Raw genomic sequence first — 14,017 nt, 5'->3', positions numbered from 1 at the left:
CATCACTCGCTTCCGCCGCCGAATTTCTTGATGGACGCGGCCAGTTCCGGGTGGCCTTTCGCATAGGTTTCAAGCGGGATGTCCGCGACCGCCGCAGCCCAGGCTTGCTGTACGGCGCGTACGCCGGCCGCAGGTCCCCCCGGATGGCTGACAATGCCGCCGCCGCACAGATAGAGAAGATCGGTGGTGCGGCCGGTGCGGCGATAGGTTTCCGGCGCCTGCCCGCCCCACTGGCCGGACCCTGCGACGGGAAGGGCGCAGTCGGAGGCATCAAACAATGGCGTCGTCACCGCCTTGAAACTTTCGACGAAACTGTCGTCGGGCTCCCAGTATTTGACGCCGATGCCGTTGATCTGGAACTGATCGACGCCGAGCAGACGCCAGAACTGCTGCCAGACCTTGAAATCGAAGCCGATGCCGGGATGGCGCGTCAGCACGTCCCAGCCGTTGCGATGGGCATGCAGGACGAGGCCCGAGCGCTTGCGCAGATACGCCATGCCGCCCATGCCGATCGAGTTGATGTTGACGACGGCGCAATTGCCGCCGGCTTCCAGCACGAGATCATGGTTGCGCATCATCTCGTCCGGATCGGTCGCCGAAATGCCGAAGGCGTACATGACCTTCTTGCCGGTCTTCTGCTCATGGTCGAGGATCAGCGGCATGATGGCGGCGACGCGTTCCTTGAGCGGCGAATAGGCCGGGCTCATCAGCTTCTCGTCGTCCTTGATGAAATCGACACCGGACTCGATCAGTTCCCCGACCAGTTCCGCCGTCTCGTGCGGGCGCAGACCGAGCGCCGGCTTGACGATGGTGCCGATCATCGGGCGGCCGGTGACACCGGTGAGCCTGCGGCTGCCGGGCAGGCCGAATTGCGGGCCGGGATAGGCGTCGCGGAATTCCTGCGGCAGCTTCAGGTCGACGACGCGCAGGCCGGTCATGCCGCGAATGGAAAAGATGCCGCCCACCGCGATCGTCATCAGGGCGGAGAGGTCGGTGCCGACAGCATCGAGCGGAAAGGCGATATCGACATCGGCGCGGCGGATCGGGCCATGGCCGGCGGCGGCTTCCGGCCAGCTTGGGTGATCTGCATCGGGGAGGGGACGGACTTCCAGGACGCGGGCGGCGACGCGGGCCTTCAGTTCCGGCGTTTCACCGGGGACAGGTACGAAGGTGCCGGTCGATTGGTCGCTGGCGATTTTTTCCGCCATCGCTTCGATGCTGCCCGAGGTCTCTATCCTGTAGGTGACGACGATCATGAAGAATTCCTCCCGTATCACCGGTTGGCTATCGGTTCCGGCTGGCACGTTTCCGGCAACTGGTATAATGAGTATATCAATTGCGCAAGAGGGTGCTTGCATCCGCAATGGTGAATGTGGACTGTGGCCGGTAGAAGCCATCCGTCCATTTCCTTTGCAGGCGCGGCGGTGCATAACGATTGTGACGACGAGACAGCAGGAAAATATGGCCCAGCAGACAGAACAGATCGTTCGCCGCAAACTGTCCGACGAGGTTTTCGCGCGGCTGAAAGGCATGATCACATCAGGCGAACTTCAGCCGGGTGACGAAATGCCGTCCGAGCGCGAACTGATGGAGCGCTTCGGCGTCGGCCGCCCGGCGATCCGCGAGGCGATGCAGGCCCTAGCCGGCATGGGGCTGGTGGTGATCTCGCATGGCGAACGCGCCAAGGTGCTGGAACTGACCGCGCAATCGATCTTCCGCCAGATGGACATGACGGCCAAGATCATGCTGGCGAAATCCTCGGATTCGCTGGAACATCTGAAAAACGCCCGGATTTTCTTCGAGCGCGGCATGGCGCGCGAGGCGGCGCAGAAGAGCAATGCCGCCGATATCGCCAGCCTGCGCGCCATTCTCGACCACCAGCGCAATTCGCTCGGCGATGCAGACGCCTTCATTTCCGCCGACATGGAGTTCCACACCCGCATCGCCCGCATTTCCGGCAACCCGATCTATGTCGCCGTCAGCGAGGCGATGCTGGCCTGGCTGCAGGAATACCATACCGAAATGCTGATCTGGACCGGCAAGGAGAAATTCACGCTGGCCGAACACGAGGAAATCATCGCCTGCCTCGAAGCTCGTGACCCCGATGCGGCCGAAGAGGCGGTGCTGAAGCATCTGGAACGCTCGCGGGCGCTTTATACGGCGAAGTAATCCGGTTCAGACCGCAGGCGGGATCACCTTGCCCGGGTTGAGGATACCGTTCGGATCCAGCGCCGCCTTGATGCGGCGCATCACGTCGATTTCGGCGGGGCTGCGGGAATGATCGAGGAAATCGCGCTTGAGCATGCCGATGCCGTGTTCCGCCGATATGGAGCCCTTGTACTTCCGGACAAGATCATAGGCGATGGCGTCGATCTCGTGCAGGTCGTGTTTGCTCGGGTGTTCGATCCAGACGGCCACATGCAGGTTGCTGTCGCCGACATGGCCGAAGAAGGACACATGCGCAGCGGGATAGCGGGCGAGTAGCGCCGTCTCGCAATCGCCGGCGAAATCGTCGAGCTGTCCGATCGGCAGGCTGACATCGAGATTGATGAGGCCCGGCAGCAACTGGTCCATCAGGTGGCCTTCGCGTACCGACCAGAAGGCGCGGGCCTCCTTTTCCGACTGGGCGACCAGCGCATCGGTGATCAGGCCATCCTCGAAGGCCTTGCCGAGGAAGGCCTCGAAACGCTCCCTGTCCTCGTCGCTGCCGCCGACATCCTGTTCGATGATGACGGTGAACGGATGCGGGGCGTCGAAGAAGGTGAGATTGAGCGCATCCGCGTTGAAGCGGAAATAGGTCCGCCACATGGCCTCGAAGGCGGAGAGGTCGGACAGTTCGCGCTCGGCAGCTTTCAGCAGCGCGACGACATTGCCATAGGTTTCGAGCGCGCAGAGCGCGGTCAGACGCGCGACCGGCAGGGGCCGCAGCCGCAGCACGGCGCGGGTGATGATGCCCAGCGTCCCTTCCGAGCCGATAAACAACTGGCGCAGGTCATAGCCGGTGTTGTTCTTGGTCATGCGGTTGAGCGAGGAGAGCACGGTGCCGTCGGCCAGCACGGCTTCGAGACCGAGAACGTTGTCGCGGGTCACGCCATGGCGGATGACGCGGATGCCGCCGGCATTGGTGGAAAGATTGCCGCCGATCTGGCAGGACCCACGGGCGCCGAGATCGATCGGCAGCAGGAAGCCGGCGGTCTCGGCCGCCATTTGCGCCACTTCGAGTGGCGTGCCGGCAAGCACCGTCATCGTGCCGGCGGCCGTGTCGATCTCCTCGACGCCGGACATGCGTTCCAGCGACAGGGCGATGTCGCCGCTGCGCGCGTTGGCGCCGCCGGCAAGGCCGGTGAGACCACCCTGCGGCACGACAGACTGGCCGTGGCGGTCGCAAATTTTGAGCGCAACCGCGACGTGCTCGGTATGGGTGGGCCGAAGCACGGCGAGCGGCAGGGACTGCCCGGTCGTGCTGGCATCGCTGCGATACCGTTCGCCGATCGCAGCGCCGGTGAGAACGACCTCCGCACCGAGGGCTTCGAGCAGGTCGTCGATGACGGTCACGGTGGAATTCCTTCAGTTGGCGCGCGGGGCATGCAGGAAAGACGGCAGGTCGGCAACGGTGCGGCAGCCAAGCTGGGCCATCGCGCCGGACAATTCGGCCTTGAGAATGGTCATGAGATGACCGCCGCCTTCTGCCCCCACGGCGGCGCTGGCAAAGACGAAGGGACGGCCGATCAACACGAAATCGGCGCCGAGCGCCAGGTAACGCGCCACGTCGAGACCGGAGCGGACACCGCCATCCGCGGCAATCAGCACGTCCGGCCCAAGCGCATGACGGATGCCCGGCAGGACGGAGACAGCGGTCGGGGCGGCATCGAGTTGCCGGCCGCCATGATTGGAGACGATCAGACCGTCGGCACCGAGCGCCATGTAGGCCTGTGCTTCTGAGACATCGAGCACGCCCTTGACCAGCATCCGGCCGTTCCAGGCGTCGCGAATGCGGCGGACGCGGGTCTCGCCGAGATGGCCAGTCATCGTCCGGCCGACGAATGCGGCTGACTCTTGAAGAGATGAGCCTTTCGGATAATAGGGCGACAGGTTCTCGAAGTCGGGGATGCCGTTGCGGAGAACGTGGCGCGCCCAATGCGGGTGCGTGGCGATCTGGAACATGGTCTTGAGGTCAAGGACCGGTGGCACGGACATGCCGTTGCGGATGTCACGCTCGCGGCGGGTTGGTGCGGGGATATCGACCGTCAGGACCAGCGTTTCATAACCGGCGCGGGCAGCGCGGCCGATCATGTCTTCCTCCATCGCCGGATCGTTCGGCGGATAGAACTGGAACCAGCCATTGTCCCCGACGATCGGCCCGATCGTTTCCATGGCGCGATTGGCAAAGGTCGACAAGACATGCGGAATGTTGTGCGCCCTGGCGGCCTTGGCCAGCGGCACCTCGCAACCGGGCCAGAGCAGGCCGGCAAGGCCGAGGGGTGCTACGCCGAACGGTGCATCGAAGCGTTTTCCGAACAGGGTTATGCCCATGTCCGGCGCGGGCGCTTCCGACAGGTAACGCGGCATCAGTTCGATCGTATCAAGGCTCGCGACATTGCGCCGGACACTGCTTTCGCGGCCGAGACCGCCGATCAGATAGTCATGCACGAATTTCGGCATGCGTCGCTTGGCGGCGGCTTCCATGTCGACAACGCAGGGAAAACGTCTGTGCAGGCTCGTCATGCGGGCTCCTCGAATCGGTCGCCGACATTAGCGCCCGTGTCGCCGCCGCAGAAAGCCCCAATGACGATCAACATGGATAGATTCGAACAAACCGCATCTCGCCTTTGGGAAAAAATGTATTATCTGCTGTAAGCGATCATTCAGAGCAGAGAGGGGCCGGATCACCCGGACCCAGCGGCCTCGATAACAGGAGATATCCATGGCTTTCAAACCCTTCATCCTGGCTGCGGCTGCGGCGATTCTCACGCTGTCGGGATGCGCCAGCACCGGCGGCGCCGGCAACACGACCTATGCACAATACCAGGGCTATCGCCCCGTGCCGGACTTCGGCGCCTCCGAACCGGGTGGCGTGCGGGTGGGGATCGGCGACTGACCGAAACGCGCAGCGGGCTGAAGGTCCGGTTGGCGCGCGGGGCCGCCTCTTGAAGGCGAACCCGCGATGTAATACCTTCGGAAAAATAATCCTTACCGAGGTGGGCGATGAGCGCGACCGTAACGAGCAAGGGGCAGGTCACTATTCCCAAGCCTGTGCGCGACCTGCTGGGCATTGTGCCGGGTACGCGGGTGGATTTTCATCGTGCCGCAGATGGCACAGTCGTGTTGACGCGCGCCGACGAGAAGCGTCCGACGAGCCGCTTCAGCAAGTTGCGTGGGCATGCGGGTGAGGGGATGAGCACGGATGCCATCATGGCGCTGACCCGTGGTGACGGATGATCCTGATCGATACGAACGTTCTTCTGGACGTGGTGACGGATAATCCAGACTGGGCCGACTGGTCGATCGAACAACTGGAGGCGGCGGCTTTGCGCGGACCGCTTCTCATCAACGACGTTGTCTATGCCGAACTCAGCGTGCGCTATGATCTGATCGAGCGGCTGGACGCCTTTCTGTCGGAAGCGGGATTGGACATGGTCACCATGCCGCGCCCGGCTCTGTTCCTGGCCGGCAAGGTGTTTCAGGCCTACCGCAAAGCCGGAGGCACCCGCTCCGGCGTCCTGCCGGACTTCTTCATTGGCGCGCATGCGGCCGTCGAGCGTATTCCGCTGCTGACGCGCGATACCGCACGCTACCGGACGTATTTTCCGACAGTGCCGCTGGTGGCGCCGGATCGGTGGTAATGGCAGGGAAGGCTCGGGATCGGGAAGGCGGCATGCAAGTCTCGCTCCCCGGTGAAAGAGGCGATCCAGCCCATGAACATGGCCCAGACGTGCCAGCCCAGGCTGGCGGTCATGCCGCCATCCCGCAAGGCCTCAGACGAGGCCGCCGTTGGCGCGCAGGGTCTGGCCGTTGATCCAGCCACCGTCGGCGCTGGCCAGCATCGAAACCACGGCCGCAATGTCATCCGGCGTACCCAGGCGCTCCATCGGGCTCATCTTGGCCATGCGGGCGATCAGTTCCTCGGACTTGCCATTGAGGAACAGGTCGGTCGCGACCGGACCGGGGGCGACGGCGTTGACGGTGATGTTCCGGCCGCGCATTTCCTTGGCCATGATCGCCGTCAGCGTTTCGACGGCCGCCTTGGTGGCGGCGTAGATGCCATAGGTCTCCAGCTTCAGGCCGACGACGCTGGTGGAGAAGTTGATGATCCGGCCGCCGTTGCGAAGGCGCTTGGCCGCTTCCCGCATGGTGTTGAACGTGCCCTTCAGGTTGACGCCGATCTGGCGATCGAAGCTGGCATCGTCGGCATCTCCGATCGGCGACAGCGTCATGATCCCGGCATTGTTTATGAGCACGTCGATGCCGCCGAACGCGGTTTCAGCCGCATCGAACAGGCCGCGCACGGCCTCGGTATTGCTGACATCGGCTTTCGCGGTCCGCGCCTTGCCGCCCGCCTGCTCGATCGTCCGGGCCAGTTCCTCGGCCGGTTCGGCATTGCCGGAATAGTTGATGACGACGGTGAAGCCGTCGTTTGCGAGACGCCCGGCGATCGCGGCGCCGATACCGCGGGATGCACCGGTCACCAGGGCGACCTTGTTTTCGGTGATAGCCATTGTGGTTCTCCTTCAGTCTTCTGCGCCTCAGCGCGTTTTCGATGGGGAGAAGATGCGTCTTTCCTTTGGGCGGATAATCAGCCAATAGTCGGCATCACTATCCGGCAAAGGCGAACAATACTCATGGATAGGTTCGATGCGATGCGGGTCTTTACCCGCGTGGTGGAGCGGCGCAGCTTTACCTTGGCCGCCGAGGATACCGGACTGCCGCGCTCGACGGTGACCGATGCGGTCAAGCAATTGGAAACGCGGCTCGGCGTCCGCCTGCTGCAGCGCACGACGCGGCATGTCAGCCCGACGCTCGACGGCGAGGCCTATTACCGGCGGTGCCTGACCATCCTCTCGGATATCGAGGACGCCGAGGGCGCTTTTGCAGGCGCCAAGCCGAAGGGACTGCTCCGGGTGGATGTACACGGAAAGATGGCCCGGCATTTCGTCCTTCCGGGCTTGCCGGCCTTCCTGTCGGACTATCCCGATATCCAACTCTATATGAGCGAGGGCGATCGGTTCGTCGATCTGGTCCGCGAGGGAATCGACTGCGTGCTCCGGGCCGGCGAACTGCAGGACAGCGACATGATCGCGCGGCGTGTCGGTTTGCTGGAGGAGATCACCTGCGTCGCGCCCGCCTATATCGAGCGTTTCGGTATCCCGCAAAGTTTAGACGATCTCGCCGGCCACCAGATGATCGGTTTCTGGTCGACGGCGACAGGCGGCCTGTTGCCGCTCGAATTCACCGTCGGGGGAGCCATTCGCAATATTTCTCTGCCGGCAACCATATCGGTCAATGGCGCCGATACGCTGACGGCAGCGGCGCGGCTGGGGCTGGGGATCATGCAGGCGCCGCGCTATTCGCTGGAGGAGGACCTGCGGCAGGGCATTCTGGTCGAAATCCTGGCCGACACGCCGCCGACCCCGACTCCGGTTTCGCTGCTTTATCCGCGCAGCCGTCAGCTTTCGCCCCGCGTGCGGGTCTTCATCGACTGGGTGTCGCGGGAGTTCGCGGCATGGCAGGCGGCGCGATAGAAAATTTCGGGTAGCCGCTTGTCTTTCACAAGCCGGTTTCCCATATCCCGCGTCCAGCCTTCCGTCCGCTTGCCGGACATCTCCGCACGAAACATCCCGAGCCGACCGCATGCCCTCAAATCCGTTCCGGACAAGAGGTCTATGCGATAGATATGTGAAGACCCCGGGAATCAGGACAACGACATGAACGCAAACGACATCGGAGAGATTTCCGCCTGGTTGACGACGCAGGGTCTGAAGGGCACGGACGAGATGGATATCGTCAACGGCTTCTGTCAGCGCGCCCGCGCCATCGGCATGCGGCTCGATCGCGGCCTGGCGCTGATCGACACGCTGCATCCGGTCTATGAGGGGCGGGCTTTCCAGTGGGACAGCCAGGAACCGGTGAAGACGGCGTTCGAATACGGGCCGACGAATGAAGGGGTTTCGGCCGAAAATTGGGAACGCTCTGCCTTCTTCCATCTGCGCGAGAACAACGCGAACGAAATCCGCCGCCGCATCGGCTTCGGCGATCCCGCCGACTTCTTCGCGCTCGATACGCTGGTCGCTGCCGGTCACCAGGACTTTGTCGCGATGATCCATCGCTTCGCGCAGGACAGCCATATCGGCGACATGGATTGTTTCTACTCCCACTGGACGACCATGGACGCGGGTGGTTTTCGCGATGACGACATCGCAGCGCTTCGCCAACTCGTTCCGGTGCTGGCGTTGGCGATCAAGTCCGGCTCGCTGACGCGGATTTCGCGCACCATCGCGGAAGTCTATCTCGGCGAGGACGCCGCAAAACAGGTGCTGGAAGGCCGCATCTCGCGCGGCAAGGCGGAGCGAATCTCGGCAGTCCTGTGGTTTTCCGACCTGCAGAACTATACCCGCATTTCCGACAATCTCGCGCCGGACGAGATCATTCCCTTCCTCAACGATTACGCCGACGCGGTGATCTCCTCGATCCACGAGGCCGGCGGCAATGTGCTGAAGCTGATCGGCGATGGGACGCTGGCGATCTTCAAGGCCGAGGAGCGCGAGGACGCCTGCGCCCGCGCGCTGATCGCCGAGAAGAGCCTGCGCGAGAAACTGAAAGGCCTGAACGAGCGGCGCATGCTCGAAGGGCGGCCGGTGACGGAGGTCTATCTCGGCCTGCATATCGGCGATGTCTTCTACGGCAATATCGGTTCCAGCGACCGCCTCGACTTCACGGTCATCGGCCCGGCCGTCAACGAGGTTAGCCGCATCGCCTCGATGTGCCGCTTCGTCGACCGCAGCGTCATCATGTCCTCGCAATTCGTTGCCGCAGCCCCACCGCCGCGCGGCTCCGAGGTCGTCTCCATCGGCCGCTACGCCCTGCGCGGCGTGAAGCGGGCGCAGGAATTGTTCACGCTGTTGCCGCTGGAGAAGGTGGAAGGATAGAGGTGCCGTTCAGGAGCGACTGCTTTGGCTTGTGCCGAAGAAGTATCCGGCTGCAAGGGACGCAACAGCGCCAAGGGTGGCGACCACGTTTTGCTTCAAGGGATTTTCGCTCGTCAGACCGATGCACGACAACACCACGAGCAATCCAAGGAATACGATACCGCTCAGAACCGGTTTCGATGAAATCTTGTCGAACCAGGTTCTGTTGCATTGTTTTTGAAGGAAGTATGCCAGTTCTTCCGTCGTCGAAAACACCTTAACCTGATGGGAGGGTGTGACGAAAACGATCTCCTCGTGGGCAACCTTGTTGTCAGATCGGACGACGACAATCGTTCCGGAAAACAGGTTTTCTGCGATGTCGGTCACTTCTGGATTCTGGAGATCCGGATACCGTGATTTGATGACTGGAATGACCAAGTCCCTATATGCAGCAATATCCATTGTCCTGCTCCACCAACGGAATTTCAGCAAGATCGAATGTATAGCGATATGCACGCTTTAGTCAACGATTAAACCTTTTGCAACCTTTGATTTATGTGCGCGTTAAACTTTCCGGCCTTCCTCGTTGAAGAAATGCAGGTGCTGCACCGGCAGCTTTACGCTGACTTCGCCATGCATGCCGAGGAAGCGGCGATCGAGGGTGAAGGCCTTGAAGCTGGCTGGGCCGAGTTTCAGGTGGACGATAATGCCGAAGCCGGTGGGCTCGACCAGTTCGACGGTCGCCTTCATCGCATCGGGGCCTTCCGCGCCAAGGATGACATGTTCCGGCCGGATGCCGAGTGTCGCGCGGCTGCCATCGGTGAGGTTGGCTGTGCCGCCAAGCGGCAGGACGCCACCACCGGTGAGCGCGAAGTTCGCGATGTCTCCGGTCGCCATGTAGCGGCCTTCGAAGAAGTTCATGCCCGGTGAACCGATGAAGCCGGCGACGAAGAGGTTGGCGGGATTGTCGTAGAGTTCGAGCGGGCTGCCGACCTGCTGGATGACACCGCCATGCATGGCAACGATTCGGTCGGCAAGCGTCATCGCCTCGATCTGGTCGTGGGTGACATAGATCGAGGTGGCGCCGAGATCCTGGTGCAGCTTCTTGATTTCGGCGCGCATCTGCTCGCGCAGGCGGGCGTCGAGGTTCGACAGCGGCTCGTCGAACAGGAAGGCCTTCGGCTCGCGCACGATGGCGCGGCCCATGGCGACGCGCTGGCGTTGGCCGCCGGAGAGTGCCTTCGGGCGGCGCTCCATCAGCGGATCGAGGCCGAGCTTGGCGGCAGCGCTGGTCACCACTGCGGCGATCTTCTCCTTGGCGATCTTTCTCAGCCGCAGGCTGTAGCTCATGTTCTTGGCCACGCTCATATGCGGATAGAGCGCATAGGACTGGAACACCATGGCGATGTCGCGATCCTTCGGGGCAAGGTCGTTGACGCGTTTGCCGTCAATGCGGATCTCGCCGTCGGTGACGGCCTCAAGGCCCGCAATCATCCGCAGCAGCGTGGACTTACCGCAGCCGGAAGGGCCAACGAGCACGACGAACTCGCCGTCCCTGATATCGAGGTCGACGCCATGCAGCACCGGATGGATGCCGTAGGACTTGTGGATGTTGGAAATATCGATCGATGCCATGGGATCAGCCTTTCACGGCGCCGGCCGTCAGGCCCTGCACGAGGTAACGTTGGATCAACAGGAAAAACAGGCAGGCCGGGATCAGCGCGAGCACGCCCGCCGCCATCATCTGTCCGAAATCGACCGAGAATTTGGAGACAAAGGACAGGAGCCCGACCGGGAAGGTCGCGGCGTCGTTTCCGGAGATCAGCATCAGCGAAAACAGGAGTTCGCTCCAGGCGGCCGTGAAGACGAAGCCGAGCGTCGCGGCGATACCGGGCAGCGTCAGCGGCAGGATGATCTGCCGGAAGGCGACGAACTGGGTGGCGCCGTCGATCATCGCGGCCTCTTCCAGATCCTTCGGAATGCCGTCGAAGAAGGACTGCATCAGGAAGGTGGCAAACGGCACGTTGAAGGCGGTGTAGACGATGACGAGGCCGGTCAGACTGTTGGTCAGGCCGAGCGGCGATAGCATCTTAAAGATCGGCGCGACCAGCATCACCAGCGGGAACATCTGGGTCAGCAGCATCAGCGTCACGATCCAGTATTTGCCGCGGAAATTGAAACGCGACATGGCGTAGCCGGCAAGCGAGGCAAGAATTGTAACGATGATGGCGGTCGAGCCGGACACGATCAGGCTGTTCTTGAAGAAGGTCGGAAATTCGCTGTGTTTCAGCACGAAGTCGAAATGTTCGAAACTGGTCCGCGACGGCCACATCTTGATGCCCTCGGAATAAAGCAGCTTGTTGGGCGTGACCGAAACCTTCAGCAGCCAATAAAGCGGAAACAGCGCGAAGACCACATACGCGAGGATGGCCAGCCGATGGGCTATGACGGAGAGGATGCGTTTTCCGGTCATGGTTTCAATCCTTGCTCAGGAGCCATTGCCGCAGGATCACGATCAGCATGGAATAGGTGATGAGCAGCACCAGCAGAACGAGCGCGATGGCCGAGGCATAACCGAAGTCCAGCCGCTTGAAGGCCTGGGTGAAGATGTAGCTGGCGACGATCTGGCTGCGGTCGGCCGGTCCGCCATTGGTCATGACGATGATCAGGTCGGCGAAATTGGAGATCCAGACGGTGCGCAACAGGACCGTGATGGCGATGGTCGGCGCAAGGAACGGCAGGGTGATCGAGATGAAGCGCTGGACTGGCCCGGCGCCGTCGATGCTGGCAGCCTCATAGAGATCGCGCGGGATCGCCTGCAGCGCCGCCAGAAGCGTGATGGCGAAGAAGGGGATGCCCCACCAGACATTGGCAATGATCGGTCCCCACATGGAAAGCTGCGGGTCGGACAGGATGTTGGACGGCTCGCTCATGATGCCCAGCGCAAACATCCAGTGCGGCAGCGGGCCGACGACGGGATTGAACAGCCAGGACCAGTTGAGACCGGCAAGGAAACTCGGTACGGCCCAGGGAAGGAAGACCAGCGCCTGGACGATGCCGCGACCATGGAAGGGCTTGTCGAGCAGCAGCGCCAGGATCAGGCCGAAGACGAACTGCAGCAGCACGGACCAGCCGGTCCACCACAGCGTGTTCTTCAGTGCCCGATAGAAATTCTGGTCCTGCGACAGCGTCTTGAAATGATCGATGCCGATGAAGCCACCGGAGAAGGGATTGAGCAATTGGATGTCGCGGAAGGCATAGGAAATGCCCAGTACCAGCGGCACCAGCATGACGGTGACGATCAGGATGAGCGCCGGGGCGCTGTAGAGATAGGGCGCGGACGCATCGGCCAGGCGCTTTGTCAGCGGCCGCTGGTCTCGTCTGGCGCTGCCGTTGCGGGCTGCAGGTGAAGCCATCGTCAAATATTTCCGTTTCGCAATCGTTCAAGACAGACCGGGAAAGACCCACTCTGGCCTGTCGGCCATCTCCCCCACAAGGGGGAGAGACCCGGCCGCGGCCTCCGGTTTTCGCCTCGGACTGAGCGGCAGGTTAAGCCCCTCCCCCTTGTGGGGAGGGGTTGGGGAGGGGACTTTGTCCTTCGAGTACGGACTACTTGCTCGCCAGGAACTTCTGCTGGGCCTTGGTCATGTATTCAGCCCATTGCTTGGCCATGTCCTCGGGCGTGATATCGCCGAGCATGGCTTCCTGGCTGGTCTTGATCGCCATCGAATCCTTGAAGAAGGCGAATTCTTCGAGATAGGTCGGCATGACCGTCGGGATGGCGTCCTTGTCCGCCAGTTCCTCGAACCAGCCCTTGAACTGCTCGGTGGCGAAGAAGGGGTCCTTCTCGGCGGATTTCAGCGCCGGCAGCGCGCCGATCTTCTTGTTCCACTCGACGTTGCCTTCCGGGCCTTCAAGCGTGGCAATCAGCTTCCAGGCCAGGTCCTTGTTCTCGCTGGCCGACATCATCGACCAGCCGGCAAAGCCGATCGTCGGGAAGGTCTTGCCGGACGGGCCCTTCGGCATGGTGGTGACGCCGTAATCGGCCGCGTCCATGCGTTCCGCAATGGCGATCAGTGCGTCCGGATCCTGGTCGAGCATGGCGCAGGTTCCGGTATAGAAGCCGGCGACGATCTCGTTGAAACCCCAGTTGACGCTGTCCTTCGGCGCATAACCGTTCTTGTAAAGGTCGGTCAGCCAGGTGAAGCCCTTGACCCAGCCCTCTTCCGAAAACTTCGACGTGCCGTCGGCGTTGAAATAAGTGTTGTCGCCAGCCATCGTGGCGCCCATCATCATCCAGCCGTTGAGGCCGCCCGGACCGCCGCGCATGCAATAGGCATATTTGCCCGGCAGCTTCTTGATCTTCTCGGCGGCGGCGACGAAGTCGTCCATCGTCTTTGGCGGGCCATCGACGCCGGCCTCGGCGAAGATTTTCTTGTTGTAGAACATGGCGCGCAGATAGAAGCCGTAGGGCAGCATATAGGCCGTGTCCTTGACGTCGCGGCCGAGTTCGAGCGCACGATCGGTCAGCTCGGACGTGTGTTCCCAGTCCTTGAGGTAGGGCTCGAGGCTTTCGAGCATGCCATTGTTGGCGTAAAGCGACAGCCAGGTGTCCGGCATTTCCATGACGTCGGGGATTTCGCCGGCAGAGGCCATGGTCGCGAACTTCTGGAATGCTTCTCCCCAAGGCAGCGAGATCACCTCGACGGTCGTGCCCGGATTGGCCGCTTCGAACTTGGCGACAATGGACTTCAGGGTTTCGGTGCGCTCCGGGCTGGTGATGACTTCCACCAGCTTGAGCTTGGTATCGGCAAGGGCGGTGCCTGCCATCAGCGTGGCGAACATCGTCGCCGCAATCAGTGTCCTCATGGTCGTTTCCCCTTTTTGTGTGGAGT

At 62.2% G+C, this 14,017-nt stretch carries 15 protein-coding genes; 6 read left to right on the top strand and 9 right to left on the bottom strand.

Annotation, left to right across the window (positions count from 1 at the left end; genetic code table 11):
* Positions 1 to 2: 2 nt before the first annotated feature.
* Positions 3 to 1,256 carry a 3-oxo-isoapionate-4-phosphate decarboxylase OiaX gene (gene oiaX / locus ACST81_RS23260; RefSeq protein WP_438754452.1) on the bottom strand — a complete coding sequence of 418 codons (1,254 nt, stop codon included), beginning with the start codon at positions 1,254 to 1,256 and terminating at the stop codon, positions 3 to 5.
* A 205-nt stretch (positions 1,257 to 1,461) separates the two neighbouring features.
* Between oiaX and ACST81_RS23255 the strand changes: the two genes are divergently transcribed.
* Positions 1,462 to 2,169, top strand: coding sequence for a transcriptional regulator NanR (locus tag ACST81_RS23255; RefSeq protein WP_438754450.1), 708 nt, complete (start codon positions 1,462 to 1,464; stop codon positions 2,167 to 2,169).
* Between the two features lie 6 nt (positions 2,170 to 2,175).
* Here the strand turns inward: ACST81_RS23255 and ACST81_RS23250 are convergent, their stop codons facing one another.
* Positions 2,176 to 3,555, bottom strand: a complete 1,380-nt coding sequence (locus tag ACST81_RS23250) for an FAD-binding oxidoreductase (RefSeq protein WP_438754448.1) — start codon at positions 3,553 to 3,555, stop codon at positions 2,176 to 2,178.
* Positions 3,556 to 3,567: 12 nt separating this feature from the next.
* A complete protein-coding gene (locus tag ACST81_RS23245) occupies positions 3,568 to 4,725 on the bottom strand; it encodes an alpha-hydroxy acid oxidase (RefSeq protein WP_438754446.1) in 1,158 nt (385 codons plus the stop codon).
* 199 nt (positions 4,726 to 4,924) lie between these two features.
* On the opposite strand from ACST81_RS23245, the gene ACST81_RS23240 reads away from it, so the two are divergent.
* From ACST81_RS23240 to ACST81_RS23230, 3 genes are all read left to right on the top strand, one after another.
* On the top strand, positions 4,925 to 5,098 hold the full coding sequence (locus tag ACST81_RS23240; protein WP_438754444.1) for a hypothetical protein: 174 nt from the start codon (positions 4,925 to 4,927) through the stop codon (positions 5,096 to 5,098).
* Positions 5,099 to 5,205: 107 nt separating this feature from the next.
* Positions 5,206 to 5,439, top strand: coding sequence for an AbrB/MazE/SpoVT family DNA-binding domain-containing protein (locus ACST81_RS23235; protein WP_438754442.1), 234 nt, complete (start codon positions 5,206 to 5,208; stop codon positions 5,437 to 5,439).
* Entirely contained in the window at positions 5,436 to 5,843 is a 408-nt protein-coding gene (locus ACST81_RS23230) for a type II toxin-antitoxin system VapC family toxin (protein WP_438754440.1), read from the top strand. Before ACST81_RS23235 ends, ACST81_RS23230 begins: the two co-directional genes overlap by 4 nt.
* A gap of 132 nt (positions 5,844 to 5,975) precedes the next feature.
* Here the strand turns inward: ACST81_RS23230 and ACST81_RS23225 are convergent, their stop codons facing one another.
* Entirely contained in the window at positions 5,976 to 6,716 is a 741-nt protein-coding gene (locus ACST81_RS23225) for an SDR family oxidoreductase (RefSeq protein WP_438754437.1), read from the bottom strand.
* Between the two features lie 123 nt (positions 6,717 to 6,839).
* Between ACST81_RS23225 and ACST81_RS23220 the strand changes: the two genes are divergently transcribed.
* Entirely contained in the window at positions 6,840 to 7,739 is a 900-nt protein-coding gene (locus tag ACST81_RS23220; RefSeq protein WP_438754435.1) for a LysR family transcriptional regulator, read from the top strand.
* A 183-nt stretch (positions 7,740 to 7,922) separates the two neighbouring features.
* The gene (locus ACST81_RS23215) at positions 7,923 to 9,143 is read left to right on the top strand and encodes an adenylate/guanylate cyclase domain-containing protein (RefSeq protein ID WP_438754434.1); all 1,221 of its coding nucleotides are present in this window, start codon (positions 7,923 to 7,925) and stop codon (positions 9,141 to 9,143) included.
* A gap of 9 nt (positions 9,144 to 9,152) precedes the next feature.
* On the opposite strand, the gene ACST81_RS23210 is transcribed toward ACST81_RS23215, so the two are convergent.
* The 5 genes from ACST81_RS23210 to ACST81_RS23190 all read right to left on the bottom strand — a co-directional run bounded on the left by ACST81_RS23210 (position 9,153) and on the right by ACST81_RS23190 (position 13,991).
* Entirely contained in the window at positions 9,153 to 9,584 is a 432-nt protein-coding gene (locus ACST81_RS23210) for a hypothetical protein (RefSeq protein ID WP_438754432.1), read from the bottom strand.
* Positions 9,585 to 9,686: 102 nt separating this feature from the next.
* A complete protein-coding gene (locus ACST81_RS23205; protein WP_438754430.1) occupies positions 9,687 to 10,757 on the bottom strand; it encodes an ABC transporter ATP-binding protein in 1,071 nt (356 codons plus the stop codon).
* A gap of 4 nt (positions 10,758 to 10,761) precedes the next feature.
* On the bottom strand, positions 10,762 to 11,595 hold the full coding sequence (locus tag ACST81_RS23200; protein ID WP_438754428.1) for a carbohydrate ABC transporter permease: 834 nt from the start codon (positions 11,593 to 11,595) through the stop codon (positions 10,762 to 10,764).
* A 4-nt stretch (positions 11,596 to 11,599) separates the two neighbouring features.
* The gene (locus ACST81_RS23195; RefSeq protein WP_438754426.1) at positions 11,600 to 12,538 is read right to left on the bottom strand and encodes a carbohydrate ABC transporter permease; all 939 of its coding nucleotides are present in this window, start codon (positions 12,536 to 12,538) and stop codon (positions 11,600 to 11,602) included.
* Between the two features lie 193 nt (positions 12,539 to 12,731).
* Positions 12,732 to 13,991: an ABC transporter substrate-binding protein gene (locus ACST81_RS23190; protein WP_438754424.1), complete on the bottom strand. Its 1,260-nt coding sequence runs from the start codon at positions 13,989 to 13,991 to the stop codon at positions 12,732 to 12,734.
* Between the last annotated feature and the right edge of the window lie 26 nt (positions 13,992 to 14,017).

It is taken from the genome of Pararhizobium sp. O133, from assembly GCF_051669845.1.
Classification (GTDB): Bacteria; Pseudomonadota; Alphaproteobacteria; order Rhizobiales; family Rhizobiaceae; genus Pararhizobium.
The sequence above is the reverse complement of the archived record's forward strand: the minus strand, read 5'-3'. Positions and strand labels throughout refer to the sequence as shown.